The organism is Xanthomonas rydalmerensis, from assembly GCF_033170385.1.
Lineage (GTDB): Bacteria > Pseudomonadota > Gammaproteobacteria > Xanthomonadales > Xanthomonadaceae > Xanthomonas_A > Xanthomonas_A rydalmerensis.
The window spans coordinates 1,571,587-1,586,492 of record NZ_CP126170.1; the positions used below are offsets into that span (position 1 = coordinate 1,571,587).

Annotated in this window: 11 protein-coding genes; 4 read left to right on the top strand and 7 right to left on the bottom strand. The window is 68.0% G+C overall.

Translation table 11 applies throughout. The features are described 5' to 3' along the window. Positions 1-218: 218 nt before the first annotated feature. Positions 219-1,817 carry a GMC family oxidoreductase gene (locus tag QN245_RS06440; protein WP_317844866.1) on the bottom strand — a complete coding sequence of 533 codons (1,599 nt, stop codon included), beginning with the start codon at positions 1,815-1,817 and terminating at the stop codon, positions 219-221. Positions 1,818-2,024: 207 nt separating this feature from the next. Here QN245_RS06440 and QN245_RS06445 point away from each other — a divergent pair, with 207 nt between their 5' ends. Together QN245_RS06445 and QN245_RS06450 are read left to right on the top strand one after the other, a co-directional pair. Beyond that, positions 2,025-3,371: an NTP/NDP exchange transporter gene (locus QN245_RS06445; protein WP_160965544.1), complete on the top strand. Its 1,347-nt coding sequence runs from the start codon at positions 2,025-2,027 to the stop codon at positions 3,369-3,371. 78 nt (positions 3,372-3,449) lie between these two features. Next, complete coding sequence (locus QN245_RS06450; protein ID WP_010344196.1) at positions 3,450-3,803, top strand: DUF1304 domain-containing protein; 354 nt, start codon at positions 3,450-3,452, stop codon at positions 3,801-3,803. A gap of 40 nt (positions 3,804-3,843) precedes the next feature. Here the strand turns inward: QN245_RS06450 and QN245_RS06455 are convergent, their stop codons facing one another. From QN245_RS06455 to QN245_RS06465, 3 genes are all read right to left on the bottom strand, one after another. Continuing rightward, the gene (locus tag QN245_RS06455) at positions 3,844-4,263 is read right to left on the bottom strand and encodes a hotdog fold domain-containing protein (RefSeq protein ID WP_237475259.1); all 420 of its coding nucleotides are present in this window, start codon (positions 4,261-4,263) and stop codon (positions 3,844-3,846) included. Positions 4,264-4,388: 125 nt separating this feature from the next. After that, the gene (locus QN245_RS06460; protein WP_160965542.1) at positions 4,389-6,875 is read right to left on the bottom strand and encodes an acyl-CoA dehydrogenase; all 2,487 of its coding nucleotides are present in this window, start codon (positions 6,873-6,875) and stop codon (positions 4,389-4,391) included. After that, positions 6,872-7,792 carry an alpha/beta fold hydrolase gene (locus QN245_RS06465; protein WP_317844867.1) on the bottom strand — a complete coding sequence of 307 codons (921 nt, stop codon included), beginning with the start codon at positions 7,790-7,792 and terminating at the stop codon, positions 6,872-6,874. Before QN245_RS06465 ends, QN245_RS06460 begins: the two co-directional genes overlap by 4 nt. 139 nt (positions 7,793-7,931) lie before the next feature. Here QN245_RS06465 and QN245_RS06470 point away from each other — a divergent pair, with 139 nt between their 5' ends. Beyond that, entirely contained in the window at positions 7,932-8,543 is a 612-nt protein-coding gene (locus tag QN245_RS06470; RefSeq protein ID WP_160965538.1) for a TetR/AcrR family transcriptional regulator, read from the top strand. Positions 8,544-8,664: 121 nt separating this feature from the next. Here the strand turns inward: QN245_RS06470 and QN245_RS06475 are convergent, their stop codons facing one another. The 3 genes from QN245_RS06475 to hslO all read right to left on the bottom strand — a co-directional run bounded on the left by QN245_RS06475 (position 8,665) and on the right by hslO (position 13,631). Next, entirely contained in the window at positions 8,665-11,541 is a 2,877-nt protein-coding gene (locus QN245_RS06475) for a TonB-dependent receptor plug domain-containing protein (protein WP_317844868.1), read from the bottom strand. Between the two features lie 220 nt (positions 11,542-11,761). Continuing rightward, complete coding sequence (locus tag QN245_RS06480) at positions 11,762-12,622, bottom strand: XOO1806 family protein (RefSeq protein ID WP_184447427.1); 861 nt, start codon at positions 12,620-12,622, stop codon at positions 11,762-11,764. A gap of 115 nt (positions 12,623-12,737) precedes the next feature. Next, entirely contained in the window at positions 12,738-13,631 is an 894-nt protein-coding gene (hslO, locus tag QN245_RS06485) for an Hsp33 family molecular chaperone HslO (protein ID WP_160965532.1), read from the bottom strand. 81 nt (positions 13,632-13,712) lie between these two features. Between hslO and mtgA the strand changes: the two genes are divergently transcribed. After that, positions 13,713-14,456, top strand: a complete 744-nt coding sequence (mtgA, locus tag QN245_RS06490) for a monofunctional biosynthetic peptidoglycan transglycosylase (RefSeq protein WP_317845316.1) — start codon at positions 13,713-13,715, stop codon at positions 14,454-14,456. Positions 14,457-14,906 lie beyond the last annotated feature (450 nt).

A 14,906-nucleotide genomic window follows, 5' to 3' on the forward strand; every position in this document is an offset into this window, starting at 1 on the left:
CGTGGACTGCGGCGGATGCCGATGGACATGCAATCGCCGTGCCGCGCAAGGCCGTCGCGGGGCCATCCATCCGCGGCGGGCGCCGCTTCTAGCCCCTCTCCCCCCGGGAGAGGGGTTGGGGTGAGGGTACGGTGACCCGGGCACTAGCAGAACCACCGTAGCAACGGTTGGCAATCGCCGCCGCCAGCCATTGCGGCACCGCCCCCACAGCAGCCGCCTCACCCCTCCCGCAGGACCATGCGCCCACGGATCAGGTCGGCGGCGCGCTCGGCGATCATCATCGTCGGGCCATTGGTGTTGCCGCTGACCAGGCGCGGCATCACCGAGGCGTCGACCACGCGCAGGCCGTCGAGCCCGCGCAGGCGCAGCTGCGGATCGACCACCGCCTGCGCGTCGCTGCCCATCCGGCAGGTGCCGATCGGGTGATAGATGGTTTCGGCCTTGGCGCGGATGAAGGCGATCAGCCCGGCCTCGTCCAGATCCTCGCGCGCCGGCAGCAGCGGCGCGCCGCGCCAGGCATCGAACGCCGGCTGCTGCAGGATGTGCCGCGCCAGGCGCGCGCATTCCACCAGCATGCGCAGGTCGAAACCGTCGGGGTCGCTCAGGTAGTTGGCCTGGATCCGCGCCGGCGTGCGCGGGTCGGCGTCGTTGAGCGCGATGCGGCCACGGCTGCGCGGCTGCAGGTGGCAGGCGTGCAGGGTGAAGCCGTCGCCGGGCAGGCGATTGCGGCCGTGGTCGTCGAGCATCGCCGGCACGAAGTGCATCTGGATATCGGCGCGCGCGTCCGGCGCCAGCGGCGAGCGGATGAAGGCGCCGGCCTCGGCGATGTTGCTGCTGCCGGCGCCACGGTGCCCGCGCAGGAAATAGTCGAAGGCGATCTTGGCCTGGTTGCGGCGGTCGTAGCTGATGCCCGGGCGGGTGCGATACAGCGTGCACACGTCCAGGTGGTCCTGCAGGTTGGCGCCGACCTGCGGCTGGTCCAACTGCACCGCGATGCCGTGGCGGCGCAGCGCGTCGGCCGGGCCGATGCCCGAGAGCATCAGCACCTGTGGCGAGTTCACCGCGCCGGCGCTGAGCAGCACCTCGCGCGCGGCGCGCGCCTGCACCTCGCGGCCGTCCTGCGCATAGGCGACGCCGACCACGCGTCCGCCCTCGATCAGCAGGCGCAGCACCAGTGCGTCGGTGACCACCTGCAGGTTGTCCCGCATGCGCGCCGGCGCCAGGTAGGCGACCGCGGCCGAGCAGCGCGCGCCATTCTTCTGGGTGACCTGGTACAGGCCCACGCCCTGTTGCTGCGGGCCGTTGAAATCGGGGTTGTGCGGAAAGCCCGCCTCCTGCGCGGCGGCCACGAACACCTCCGAGAGTGGGTTGTGGTAGCGCAGGTCGGAGACGTGCAGCGGGCCGTCGCCGCCATGCAGCGCATCGCCGCCGCGGCTGTTGCATTCGCTGCGGCGGAAGTACGGCAGCACGCCGCGCCAGTCCCAGCCATCGGCGCCGTCGGCCGACCAGTCGTCGTAGTCGGCGGGCACGCCGCGCACGTAGCACATGGCGTTGATCGAACTGGAACCGCCGAGCACCTTGCCGCGCGGCCACCACAGCCGGCGACCGTTCAAGGCCGGCTCGGCCTCGGTCAGGTAGTTCCAGTTGATGCGGCGGTTGTTGGCCAGGCGCGCCAGGCCGGCTGGCATGTGGATGAAGGGATTGCTGTCGCGCGGCCCGGCCTCGATCAGCAGCACCTTGCAGTCGCGGTCCTCGCTCAGGCGGTTGGCGAGCACGCAGCCGGCCGAGCCTGCGCCGATGATGATGAAGTCGTACACCCGCGATGTCCCCTCAGTTCCTGGCGCCGACGCTAGTCGCCGGGGATAGAGCATATGCTCGGCGCGGGCTGCCGCCGGGTGCGATGCAAGCGCGGCGTGGTGTGCGCATGGCGCGCGCGCTGGCGGTGTTGCGGTGCATCAGCTACCGTGCGCGTTTTCCGCTCCGAAAATCGCCATGTCCCGTTCCTGCGCCAGGGTCCGCCGCCGATGAGCGCCGCCCCGCATGCCCCCGGCGCGCTGGCGCGGTTGCGCGGCGCCCTGCGCGATTCGCCGCCGCTGGCGTGGGCGTTCCTGTACTTCTTCTCGCTGCTCAGCGGCTACTACGTGCTGCGGCCGGTGCGCGAGGCGATGGGCGCCTCCGCCGACGTGGCCGCGGTGTTCCCGCCGGCGATGATCGCGTTCTTCGCGGCGCACGGCATGCCACTGAAGGAGTTCGCGCTGCAGGTGCTGTTCACCTGCACCTTCCTGATCATGCTGTTGCTGCAGCCGATCTACGGCGCGCTGGTCAGCCGCTATCCGCGACGGGTGTTCCTGCCGGTGGTGTACGGCTTCTTCATCGCCACGCTGCTGCTGTTCTACGTGCTGTTCGACAGCGGCGTGCCCGGGCGCGGCATGGCCTTCTTCCTGTGGATCTCCGTATTCAACCTGTTCGCGGTGGCGGTGTTCTGGAGCTTCATGGCCGATGTCTTCAACAATGCCGAAGCGCGCGCCTATTACGGCTACATCGGCGCCGCCGGCACGCTTGGCGCGTTCCTGGGGCCGGTGATCGCCAGCAGCCTGGTCGAACGCATCGGCATCGCCAACCTGATGCTGGTGTCGGCCGGCTTCCTGGTGGTCAGCGTGGTGTGCCTGCTGCGCCTGCGGCTGTGGGCGGTCGCCCGCGAACGCGAGCGTGGCGTGGTCGGCGGCGAGGTGCCGATGGGCGGCGACGTGCTGGCCGGGCTGAAGCTGATCGCGCGCGAACCGCTGCTGCGCTGGCTCGCCCTGATGTCGGTGTTCGGCGTGGGCGTGGGCACCCTGCTGTACAACGAACAGGCGGCGATCGTGCGCCGCCTCTACACCGACGCGGCGGCCAGCACCGCCTTCTACGCCAACATCGACCTGGCGGTGAACGCGGTGACCCTGGTGCTGCAGCTGCTGGTCACGCGCGCGCTGCTGTCGCGCTTCGGCATCGGGCCGGCGCTGCTGATTCCCGGCTGCGCGATCCTACTCGGCTACTCGTTGCTGGCGGTGTCGCCGCTGCCGATGCTGGTAGCGGTGGTGCAGGTGGTGACCCGCGCCGGCGAGTTCTCCCTGGCCAAGCCGGCGCGCGAAACCCTGTACACCCGGGTCGGCCGCGAATGGCGCTACAAGGCTGGCGCGGCGATCGATACGGTGATCTATCGTGGCAGCGACCTCAGCTTCGCATGGTTGTACAAGCTGCTGTCGGGGTTCGGCTCGCAGGTGGTGTTCGTCGCGGGCCTGCTGGCCGCCTCCGGCATGACCCTGGGCGCGTGGCGGCTGCTGCGCGAGGCGGCCAAGCTGCCACCGGAACGCACGCCGCCGACGCGGTGAGCCGGCGCAGCGTGGGGACTGGCCGCCCATCGGCACGCTGGCTATGCTGGCGCCCTGTCTCCTGTGCCGGATAGCACGATGATCCTGTTGGCTTCGATCCTGGTGGGCGCGGTCGCGCTGCTGCACCTGTACATCCTGGTACTGGAGATGGTCCTGTGGACGCGTCCGCTGGGCATGAAGGTCTTCCGCAACTCACCGGAGAAGGCCCAGGCCACGCGCGTGCTGGCCGCCAACCAGGGACTCTACAACGGCTTCCTCGCCGCCGGCCTGGCCTGGGGCCTGGTCGCGCAGCGGGTCGACGTGATGCTGTTCTTCCTCGGTTGCGTGGTCGTGGCCGGCCTGTACGGCGGCTGGAGCGTCAGCCGCCGCATCGTGTTCGTGCAGGCGCTGCCGGCGGCGCTGGCGATCGCCGCGGTGTTGCTGGCGTACTGAGCACGGTCGCACGCCGCACACCGCCCAGGCGACGCAGCGGTCAGGCCGTGGTCGGCGCGCGTGGCGACACCCACATCGCGATGCGCGCGACGCACACCACCTTCGCGCGCGGATCGCGGATCTCCACGCTGACCGGCAGGTCGTCACCGCGCTCGGCGGCGATGATCGCCACGTCCGGCGTGGCCATCGCATGCATCGGGCCCAGCGCCTTGTTGCGGTATTCCACCTGCATGCCCTTGGGAGTCCAGCGCATCGAGGGCAGCAGGCTGGCGTCGACCATGAGTCCGCCGGCCAGCTCCGCCAGGTTGCACAGGGCGATCGCGTGCACGGTGCCGATGTGGTTGTTGACCCGGCGCCGGTGCGCGATGCGCGCCTCGCAGCGGCCCGGCTCCAGGACGGTGATGCGCGGGGCGATGCTGGCGAAGTAGGACGCCTTGAAGCACACCGCACGCGAGGACAGCCAGGATCCCCCGGGTTAGCGTTGCAAGCGGCGATAGAGCGAAAGCAGTCGACGCATCGCAGTTCCCTCAAACGCACGACGGCGGACCGAAGTCCGCCGCCGTGGGTGTTGCATGGCCAGAACGATCAGGCCGCTTCGCGCGAATGCCCGTCGTCGGCCGCGGCGGCGGCACGCTGGTAGTAGCTTGCCGAGCGCAGCTCGTCGGTGTCGAAGTCGTCGACGCTGATCGTGTCCATGGTGATCTCGCGCAGCTCCTCCAGCTGACGGCGCTCGTCGGCCGAGAGCACGCCTTCGCGCACCGCCTCGTCCAACTGCGAGGCGAAGTCCAGCGACTCGATGCCCTTGCTCTTGAGCGCCTTCAGGAACTTGCGCTCCACCGGCTCGGCCAGCACGGCCTTGGTCAGGTAGCTGGCGATGCGCCCGCCGGGGTTGTTCTCGCACGGGGTCAGGAACACGCCCTGGCCCAGGCGATCGCGCGCCTCGTTGGGGGTCATCAGCAGCGCGGCGACGCGGTGACCCAGGCGGTCGCCCGGCGCCTCGGCGCGGCGGCCCCACGGGAAGATCAGCGCCCACATCAGCCAGCCGACCGGACGGATCGGGAAGTTGCGCAGTGCCGCCGACAGCGCCAGTTCGATCTTGTGCACGCTGTCGTGGAAGGCCCACGCCAGCAGCGGCTGGTCGGTGGCCGGCGCGCCGTCGTCGTGGTAGCGCTTGAGCATGGCGCTGGTCATGTAGACATGGCTCAGCACGTCGCCCAGGCGTCCGGACAGCGACTCCTTGAACTTCAGCTTGCCGCCGAGCATCAGCATCGACACGTCGGCCATCAGCGCCAGGTTCGCCGAGTAGCGGTCCAGCTTGCGGAAGTAGCGGCGGGTGTAGGCGTCGCCCGGGGCGGCGCCGATGCGCGCAGCGGTCAGGCCGAACCACAGCGAGCGCACCGCGTTGGAGATGGCGAAGCCGATGTGGCCGAACAGGTTGCGATCGAACTCGTCGACGCCGGCCTTGTGGTCCGGGTTGCCGGCGGCCTTCATCTCCTTCATCACCCACGGATGGCACAGGATTGCGCCCTGGCCGAAGATCAGCAGGCTGCGGGTCATGATGTTGGCGCCTTCCACGGTGATCGCGATCGGCGCGGCCTGCCAGCTGCGGCCGGCGAAGTTGCGCGGGCCCAGGATGATGCCCTTGCCGCCGACCACGTCCATCACGTCGCTGATGACCTCGCGGCTCATCGTGGTGCAGTGGTACTTGGCGATCGCCGACGGCACCGACGGCACGTCGCCGCGGTCCACCGCCGCAGCGGTGGCCTGCGACAGCGCGCTGATCGCATAGGCCTTGCCGCCGATCCGCGCCAGCGCCTCTTCCACGCCTTCGAAGCGGCCGACCGACAGGCCGAACTGCTTGCGGATGCGCGCATACGCACCGGTGACGACCGCGCCGAACTTGGCGCCGCCGCTGGCCGTGGAGGGCAGGGTGATCGAGCGGCCCACGGCCAGGCACTCGTTGAGCATGTTCCAGCCCTTGCCGACCATCTCCACGCCGCCGATCAGCTGGCTCAGCGGGATGAACACTTCGCGGCCGTGGATCGGGCCGTTCTGGAACGGCGAGTTCAGCGGGAAGTGGCGGCGGCCGATCTCGACCCCCGGGGTCTCGCGCGGCAGCAGCGCCAGGGTGATGCCGATGTCCTTGGTATCGCCGATCAGGCCTTCCGGGTCGTACATGCGGAACGCCAGGCCGACCAGGGTCGCCACCGGGGCCAGGGTGATGTAGCGCTTGTCGAAGGTCAGCTTGACGCCGAGCACGTTGGCGCCGTTCCACTCGCCCTTGCAGACGATGCCGTAGTCGGGGATCGAGGTGGCGTCGGAGCCTGCGAACGGACCGGTCAGGCCGAAGCAGGGCACTTCCTGTCCCACCGCCAGACGCGGCAGGTAGTAGTCCTTCTGGTCCTTGGAGCCGTAGTGCAGCAGCAGTTCGCCGGGGCCCAGCGAGTTGGGCACGCCGACGGTGGAACTGACCACGCTGGAGACCGAGGCGATCTTCTGGATCACCTTGTGGTGCGCCAGTGCGGAGAAGCCGAGGCCACCGTATTCCTTCGGGATGATCATGCCGAAGAACTTGTTCTTCTTGATGAAGCCCCAGATCTCCGGCGGCAGGTCGGCATGGACGTGGGTGATTTCCCAGTCGTTGGTCATCCGGCACAGCTCTTCCACCGGTCCATCGAGGAAGGCCTGCTCTTCGGCGGTCAGCTGTGGCTTGGGATAGTTCAGCAGCTTTTGCCAGTCCGGATCGCCGGTGAACAGTTCGCCTTCGAATCCGACCGAGCCGGTTTCCAGGGCGATGCGCTCGGTCTGCGACAGCGGCGGCAGCACCTTGCGGAACACCTTGAGCATCGGTGCGGTGAGCAGCGGCTTGCGCACGAACGGCAACAGCAGTGGCACCGCGACCACCGCCAGTACGACGGCGGCGACGATGGTGGCGACGTGGTTGGCGCCGAGCAGCCAGCACGCGACCAGCAGCGTGGCGCTCAACGCGGCCCAGACGGCGAGCCGCATGCGGTGATAGGCGGCGAACGCGCCGGCCAGCAACAACACGAGGAAGGGGGCAATGATGCTCATGGGCGTGCTCCGGGGAGGTACTCGGTGACGGCGGACGATGCGCCGGCGCAGGCCGGTGGCAGGGCGTCCAGATAGTGCAACACAGTGGCGGTAAATGCGGCGTTGTCGTCGCCGGCCAGCATATGCGTGGCTTCGGGCAAATGCGCATGCTGCGCATGCGGCACCAGCGACAGGAATTCTTCGATGGTCTGCGGCGTGACCAGATCGCTGCGGCCGCCGCTGATCAGCAGCAGTGGGCACCGCACGTGCGCAGCGGCCTGCGCGATCGCGCCCTGGTGCTGATCGCTGTCGCGTGCCAGTTCTTCGACCAGGCGCGGATCCCAGTGCCAGTACCAGCGGCCGTCGGCGTGCTGCCGCAGCACGCTGCGCAAGGCCTCGGGCGACTTGCGCGCGCGCTGCGGCAGATAGGCGGCGATGGCATCGCCGGCCTCGTCCAGGCTGGCGAAACCCTGCGGGTGCGCGGTCATGAAGGCGAGGATGCGTTCGACCCCGGCGGGTTGCCAGCGCGGGGTGATGTCCACCAGCACCATCGCGCGGAACAGACCCGGCCAGCGCGATTCGGCGATCAGCCCGAACAGCCCGCCCATCGAGGCGGCGACCAGCACCGGCGGCGGCGACATCTCGCCGGCGACCACGATCAGGTCGTCGGTGAACTGCTCGCCGCGATAGGGCAGATCCGCCGGGTTGCGTGCGGAATCGCCATGGCCGCGCGCATCGTAGGCGACGCTGCGGTAGCCATGCGCCTGCAGTGCCGCGGCGGTTGCCGACCAGGCATGCCGGGTCTGGCCGAAGCCATGTGCGAACAGCACCGATCCGGCCTCGCCGGGACCGGTGACGGTCGCAGCCAGCGCCAACTCGCCGGCGCCGGACAGGGCGGCCGAGACGGCATGCGGGACAGTGGCGGAAGAGGAAACCATACGAGATAGTATGGTCGCTCTGCCGGGCATGTCAATACGATGCAGTATGGGTGCGAAAAACCAACGCTGCCGGGCATTTGCGCCGGCCGTGCGGAGGCCACATACTGCAACCGACGTCCCCGTATGGTTAAATCCACGGATGAATACCGCGCCCGCTCCTTCCTCCGATGACGGTGCCGCTTCCGGCGGCGGCCGCACCAACCGGCTCAGTGCCGAAGACTGGGCGCAGGCCGCCCTGGACCTGATCGCCGAACAGGGCGTGAGCGCGGTGGCGGTGGAACCGCTGGCGCGGCGCCTGGGCGTCACCAAGGGCAGCTTCTACTGGCACTTCCCTTCTCGCGATGCGCTGCTGCAGGCCGCGCTGGAGCGCTGGGAACTGGTCGAACAGCAACAGGTGTTCGGCAGCCTGGAAGAAGTGCCGGATCCGCGCACGCGGCTGCGAGCGCTGTTCCAACTGGTCGCGCACGAGGTCAAGCCGCACATCATCTACAGCGAATTGCTGAAGGCGCTCGACCATCCGGCAGTGCGGCCGGTGATCGACCGCGTCTCGCAGCGGCGCATGGAGTATCTGATCGCCTCGTTCCGCCAGGCCGGGCTCAGCCGGACCGACGCGCAGCATCGCGCACGCCTGGCCTATGCCGCCTACGTCGGCTTCCTGCAGCTGTCGTTGCAGTTGCACCAGCCCAAGCAGGCGCGTGAGGACTTCGAGGCCTACGTCGAACACGTCATCGTGACCTTGATTCCGGGCTGATCCCTGCGGGGTGACGCGTCGGCATTGAATGCTGACGCATACCGAAGCGGTCGCATAAAAAACCGGCGCAAAAAAACGGCCCCTTTCGGGGCCGTTCTTGTTACCGGAACATCCGGCGGTATCAGAACCGCTGGGTGTATTGCATGAACAGGTAACGGTCGTAGTCCAGCATCGGATCGATGGACGAAGAGCTGTTGTTGGTCAGCGAGTAGGTGATCGGCGGCTGCTTGTTCCACACGTTGCGAGCACCCACGGTGACCGCGCCGTTCCAGGGGGCCGACCAGGTCATCGAGACGTCCTGATAGGTGATGGCTCCCTTCTTGTTGGCGCCCACGCCACCGCCCCAACCAGCGTTGGGCGTCTGGTAGTTCGGATCGTTGCACTCTTCGGCGTACTGGCAGAAATCGCGGTAACCGCCGTAGTAGCGCAGGTTCCAGCTGGCCGACAGGTCGCCCTTGACCCAGTTCACGCCGAGCGTGGCCCGAACGCGCGGGTAGTTCCAGTAGCCCGCGTAGTCGTTCCAGGGGCTGCCATTGTCGCTCTGCTGCCGGAACGCAACCAGGTAGTTGCTGTCCAGTCGCAGCGAGAACTGGCCGACCGCGAATTCCGGCAGGCGATAGTTCGCGACGAAGTTGTAGCCTTCGGTTTCCAGCGCACCCAGGTTGGTGTTGCCGCGGCTCAGGCTGACCACCTGGCCGGTGGCCGCATCGCGGGTGTAGTTACAGAACGAGGTGACGCCGTTGTAGCACTGGTTCAGCACATAGGTCGCGCTGACCGCGGTGATCACGTTGGAGATGCTGATCTTGTACCAGTCGAGCGAGAAGTCCAGGCCCTGCACCCAGTGCGGGCTGAAGACCAGGCCGACCGTGCGGGTCTTGCTGTACTCAGGCTGCAGCGTGGCGTTGCCCACACCCGCCTGGAACGCGGTGTTGCTCTGCGTTTCGCGGGCGCTGACCGGTTGGCCGGCGTTGTCGGTCTGGCGGAAGTTCGTCGAGAGGCCTTCCGACGCGCAGCGCGTTGCCACGGCGGGCGTGGACAGCTGGCCGAAGCGCGCATCGCACGGGTCGGTGAACGGATCGAAGGACTGCGAGCCGCCGCCGAAGGTGTCGTCCAGGGTCGGGGCGCGGAAGCCCTTGCCGTACGTGCCACGCACCAGCAGATCCTCGACCGGCTTCCAGGTCAGGCTGAACTTGCTGTTGGTGGTGTTGCCGAACCGGTCGTAGTCCGAGTAGCGGCTCGCCACGTCGAACGAGAGTTCCTTGGCGAACGGCACGTCCTTCAGGACCGGAATCATCAATTCCAGGTAGGCTTCGTTGGTCTTGTACTTGCCCGTGGTCGGCGCGGCGGCCAGGTCGGTGGTGTAACCGGCGCTGGAGAGCTGATCCGGGTAGTCGTAGCCGCTGACTTCGCGGTGCTCGACACCTGCCGCGAACGCGAATTCGCCTGCCGAACCCGGCATGTCGAACAGGCCGCCGGTGATGTTGGCGAAGTACTGCTTGCTCACGCTCTGCTGGGTGGCCTGGCCGAGGGTGCTGACGTACTTCAACGCGTCGGCGGTGGACGCGGACGGGCCGCCGAGGATGTTGAACGGCGTGCACTGCCCGGCAGCCAGGTTGGTGCCCAGCGCGATCGGGTTCGCCGCGGTGCCGCACTGGACCACGCCCTGGGCATTCAGGAACGACGGACCCAGGGCCTTCTGCAGCGCCAGCAGGTTGATGTTGCCGGTGCTGATCTGGGTGACGTCGTACTTGTTGTAGTTCATGCCGACGTCCCAGTTCCAGCCATGGGTGCCGACATCGAACGCGCCTTCCAGGGCGGCGTCGAAGTGGAAGCTCTTGACGTCGTTTTCCGACACGCGCGGAATTTCGGTGATGCGACGGAACCACGAAGTGATGTCCTGGCCCACCGGGTTGTAGTAGCTCTGGCCGCTGATGGAGACCGGGAACGTGCGCTGCGAGGTCGCATTCAGCGGGTAGCCTCCGACCTGGCGCGTGGAATCGCGTTCGGAGTACATCGCCGTCGACTTGAAGGTGATGTTCTCGTTGATATCGAAGCTGCCGGAGGTGAAGACCGACTTCGTCTCATTGCCCTGCGCCAGCATCATCTGCTGGGTGACGTTGAAGCGATCGTCGGTGGTCAGGCCATTGTGGTAGTTGGCGAGGTTGCGCGAATCGGCGCCGACGCCGTTGCCGTCCCACGAACCGGTGTGGTTCAGAACGTAGGTGTTGCCGTTGGAGTTGAAGCGGCCCCACGGACCGGTGGCGCTCAGGCCGTCCAGCGGGTGATTCGGCCCAAAGGTGGTGCGGGTCAGGTCGCGGTCCTTGGCGAACACCGGATCTTCCTTGGTGTAGCTGGCGCCGAAGATGAGCGAGGAGTGGTCGCCGCTGGCGCCCAGGGTGATCGAGTACGACTGCTTCTGGCCGTCGCCGCGGCCGTTCTGGCCGAACAGCGCCGAGGCTTCGGCACCTTCGAAATTCTTGCGCAGGATGATGTTGACCACGCCGGCAACGGCGTCGGAGCCGTAGATCGCCGAGGCGCCGTCCTTCAGCACTTCGATGCGATCGATCAGGGCGCTCGGGATGGTCGACAGGTCGGTGTAGCCGGCCAGGCTGGAGGTCCAACGCTTGCCGTTCACCAGCACCAGGGTGCGCTGCTCGCCCAGGTTGTACAGGTTGACGTACTGGCCACCCTGTTCCGCGTTCGAGGTCAGCACCGCTGCCTTGCTGAACGTCTGGGTGCCGGAGACAGTGAGGTTCTGCAGGATGTCGCCGACGCTCACCAGGCCGGACTTCTTGATCTCCTCAGAGGAGACGGTGAAGACCGGCTGGGCGGTCTCGACGTCGACCGAACGGATGCGCGAACCGGTGACTTCGATGCGATCCAGGTTGGTGGCGCTGCCGCTTGCGTCCTGAGCGATGGCTGCGCCCGCGGTGCCACCGGCGCCCACGACCAGCGCGAGCACGACTGCATCACGCAGTGTGTTGGTCTTGCAATTCATTAGCTCTCTCTCCGAAAGATTGGGTAAAGCCCAAGGTTTGCCTGTGGGCGGAATCGAAAATGCGATTCCAAGTCCCTTCAGGGTGCCTGGATGGTATCCCGGCCGGAGGAAGAATTAAAGTCCCGTTAACAAAGCGATGTTTTGACGTGAATTCAAGTAAAAATCACGTATCCATCACAAAATGCATTGTGATGGGGCGGCGCGTGCCGCAAGTGGGTGGCTACAGATCCTGCTCGTAGCGCACGTAGGGGATGGTCCCCTCTTCGGTGCTGATGTTGTTCGGCGAGAACGGATTCTTGCCGCGGGTGATGACGTTCTCGGCGCCGACGGTGAGCTGGCCGCTCCACGGAGTGCGCCAGGTCAGGCCCACGCCGAGGCCGGTCCACTTGCCGGGCTGGCCGGGGGCATCGACGACGCGGCCGATGACGTTGGCGCTGAACGAGCCGTAGCCGCCGCCGATGCTCAGGCTCTTGCTGTCCCAGCGGTCGAGCATTGCCGGGGTGGCGTCGGCGATCGGCACCAGGCGCGCCTTGGCGTAGGTGCCGCCGATCGAAACGAAGCCCTCGCGGCCGATGTTCTGCTGCGCGAAGACGGTCAGGTCGTTCTGCTCCATCCGCATCGACGGCGTCTTGTTGGCGCCAGCCAGCCAGGCGGGAAGATTCTCGCGGCCGGTGCCGGCCGACAGCGACAGGTGCCCGCCGGGGCGGTTGAAGGTGGTGGTGGCGGCGACATGGTGGCCGTTGGTGCCGTCGTCGTCGCCCAGGCTGGCCAGCATGCAGTGGCTGGCCAGGCCGCTGATGCTGCTGCCGCTGGCGCTGTTGCACAGCAGGCCCAGCGAGTCGCCGGAGGACAGGCCGAACGCGGCATCCAGGGAGTTGCGACCGAAATGCCAGCGTGCGCCGACCGCCTGCTCGCCGGTGGGCTCCAGGTACAGCAGTGCCTCGACCTTGCCGCTGCCCTTGTTCCAGACCGGCAGCACGGTGCGGTCCTGGCCGTTGGCGGGCTTGTTCTGCGCATGCACGCCCGTGCTCGCCGCAAGGGCGATCAGCAGGGCGAGCGGTAGGCGCAGGAAGGGTCGCATCAGCAGTCTGAGACTTGGGGCAGGAACGAAAGTTCCCGCCGGACAGGGTGGTTGATGCTAGTGGGTTTATGTTTCTTTAACAAGTCGGACTCCCCGGTCGCGACGCGTGTTCCCGCTAGTGCAAGCGCTCCGAGGAGGTCGGTTCAGCTTGCGTTACGGCAAACAATACTCCGAATTCCGTCAAGGGGAAGTCATAGTGACGGCCGCAGAATTCGCAGCGGATCTCAACTTGGCCGGTTGCCTCGGCCGCCGCCCGGGCTTCCTCCTCGCCCAGCGAGCGCAGCATCGCCGCGACCCGCTCGCGCGAGCACGAACAGCCGAAGCGCAGCGGGCGATCGCCCAGCAGGTCCGGGGTCTCCTCGTGGAACAGCCGGTGCAGCAGGGTCTCGGCCGGCGTCGCCAGCAGTTCGGCCTCGCCGACGGTCTCGAACAGGGCGCCGGCGCGGTTCCAGCCGTCCTCGTCACCGGCGTCGCCGGGCAGCTTCTGCAGCAGCAGGCCGGCGGCGTGGGTGCCGTCGGCGGCCAGGATCAGCCGCGTCGGCAACTGCTCGGACTGGCGGAAGTAGTCTTCGAAGGCTTCGTCCAGCTCGGCCGAGGACATCGCCACCAGGCTCTGGTAGCGCTGCGGTTCGCGCGGGTCCAGGCCGGGGTTCTCGATGGTGATCGCCAGCAGGGCGTCGTCGCCGAGCGCACGCAGGTCGCGCGGGGCGTCCTGGCCTTCGCTCAGCTGGACGATGCCGCGCAGCGTGCCGGCCGCGGTGCACTCGGCGAACAGGGTGCGCAGCGCGCCCTGGCTGCGCAGTTGCACCGACAGGCGCCCGTCGACCTTGGTATGTCCGGTGAACAGCGCCGCGGCGACGCAGGCCTCGCCCAGCAGCTCGGTGGCCGCGGCGGGGTAGCTGGCCGGCGCCAGGATCTCGCGCCAGGTGTCGTGCAGACGCACGTGCACGCCGCGCACGCCGGCGCCGGGCAGCAGGAAGCGGGTCAGACGATCGTCGGAAGAATGCATTGCGGCCTCGCTGCGCATGGGAAGATGGCGACCGCACGAGAGTGGATCGTCACGGTGGACCAGATCGAAGAGAGCATAGGAATGGGGGCGGCGCGCCGCGATGCAAGTGGCGCTGCGCCGGCGCGTCCGCGCACCAGGCGCTGGCGCCGCTGGGTGCTGCTGGCGCCGCTGATCTTCGTGCTGGCGAGCGTGTCGCAGGTGCTGCTGCTGCGCTTCATCGATCCGCCGTTCTCGGCGATGATGCTGGAGCACCAGTTCGGCGCCTGGGCAAGTGGTGACTGGTCGTATCGCATCGCCTACGACTGGCGCGACACCGCGCAGATCGCGCCGAGCCTGCCGATCTCGCTGGTCGCCGCGGAGGATCAACGCTTCCCCAGCCATCACGGCTTCGACCTGGACGCGATCGAGAAGGCCCGCGACCACAACGCGCGCGGCGGGCGCCTGCGCGGCGCCAGCACGATCAGCCAGCAGGTCGCCAAGAACGTGTTCCTGTGGCAGGGCCGCAGTTGGCTGCGCAAGGGGCTGGAGGCCTGGTACACGGTGCTGATCGAGGCGCTGTGGTCGAAACAGCGCATTCTCGAGGTGTACGCCAACGTCGCCGAGTTCGGCGACGGCGTCTACGGCGCGCAGGCGGCCGCGCGCAGCTTCTGGAACAAGGACGCAGCGCAACTGACGCCGGCGCAGAGCGCGCTGCTGGCAGCGGTGCTGCCGGCGCCGCAACGCTATGACGCCACCCGTCCCGGCCCCTACGTGCAGGGCCGCGCCAACTGGATCCAGCGCCAGACCCGGCAACTGGGCGGGCCGGCGTACCTGCAGGCCCCGTAGGCTAGGAGCCCTCTCCCCTCCGGAGAGGTGGTGGGGTGAGGGTGCGGCAGCGCGCGCGTGGGTCCGGCGGCAGACGCACCCTCATCCGCCCCTTCGGGGCACCTTCTCCCGGAGGGAGAAGGGGAGGCGCTGGATCTTGCGCTGTAGGTTGAGGTGTCCTGACTCAGCCCCTCTCCCACCGGGAGAGGGGTTGGGGTGAGGGTACGGCCGCACGTGGGCATTGAGGTTCGGCGGTAGGCGACCCTCATCCGCCCCTGCGGGGCACCTTCTCCCGGTGGGAGAAGGGAGGCGCGGGATCTTGCGCTGTAGATTGAGGTGTCCGGACTCAGCCCCTCTACCATGGGGAGAGGGGTTGGGGTGAGGGTGCGGCCCGCACGCGGGCATTGAGGTTGGCCGGCAGGCGAACTCTCGTCCGCCCCTTCGGGGCACCTTACTCCTGACGTGAGAGGG

Excerpts from the sequence above, each read along its gene's own strand:
- QN245_RS06445 (WP_160965544.1), top strand. The coding sequence starts at position 2,025 with ATGAGCGCCGCCCCGCATGCCCCCGGCGCGCTGGCGCGGTTGCGCGGC.
- QN245_RS06450 (WP_010344196.1), top strand. The coding sequence starts at position 3,450 with ATGATCCTGTTGGCTTCGATCCTGGTGGGCGCGGTCGCGCTGCTGCAC.
- QN245_RS06460 (WP_160965542.1), bottom strand. The coding sequence starts at position 6,875 with ATGAGCATCATTGCCCCCTTCCTCGTGTTGTTGCTGGCCGGCGCGTTC.
- QN245_RS06465 (WP_317844867.1), bottom strand. The coding sequence starts at position 7,792 with ATGGTTTCCTCTTCCGCCACTGTCCCGCATGCCGTCTCGGCCGCCCTG.
- QN245_RS06470 (WP_160965538.1), top strand. The coding sequence starts at position 7,932 with ATGAATACCGCGCCCGCTCCTTCCTCCGATGACGGTGCCGCTTCCGGC.
- QN245_RS06475 (WP_317844868.1), bottom strand. The coding sequence starts at position 11,541 with ATGAATTGCAAGACCAACACACTGCGTGATGCAGTCGTGCTCGCGCTG.
- QN245_RS06480 (WP_184447427.1), bottom strand. The coding sequence starts at position 12,622 with ATGCGACCCTTCCTGCGCCTACCGCTCGCCCTGCTGATCGCCCTTGCG.
- hslO (WP_160965532.1), bottom strand. The coding sequence starts at position 13,631 with ATGCATTCTTCCGACGATCGTCTGACCCGCTTCCTGCTGCCCGGCGCC.
- mtgA (WP_317845316.1), top strand. The coding sequence starts at position 13,713 with ATGGGGGCGGCGCGCCGCGATGCAAGTGGCGCTGCGCCGGCGCGTCCG.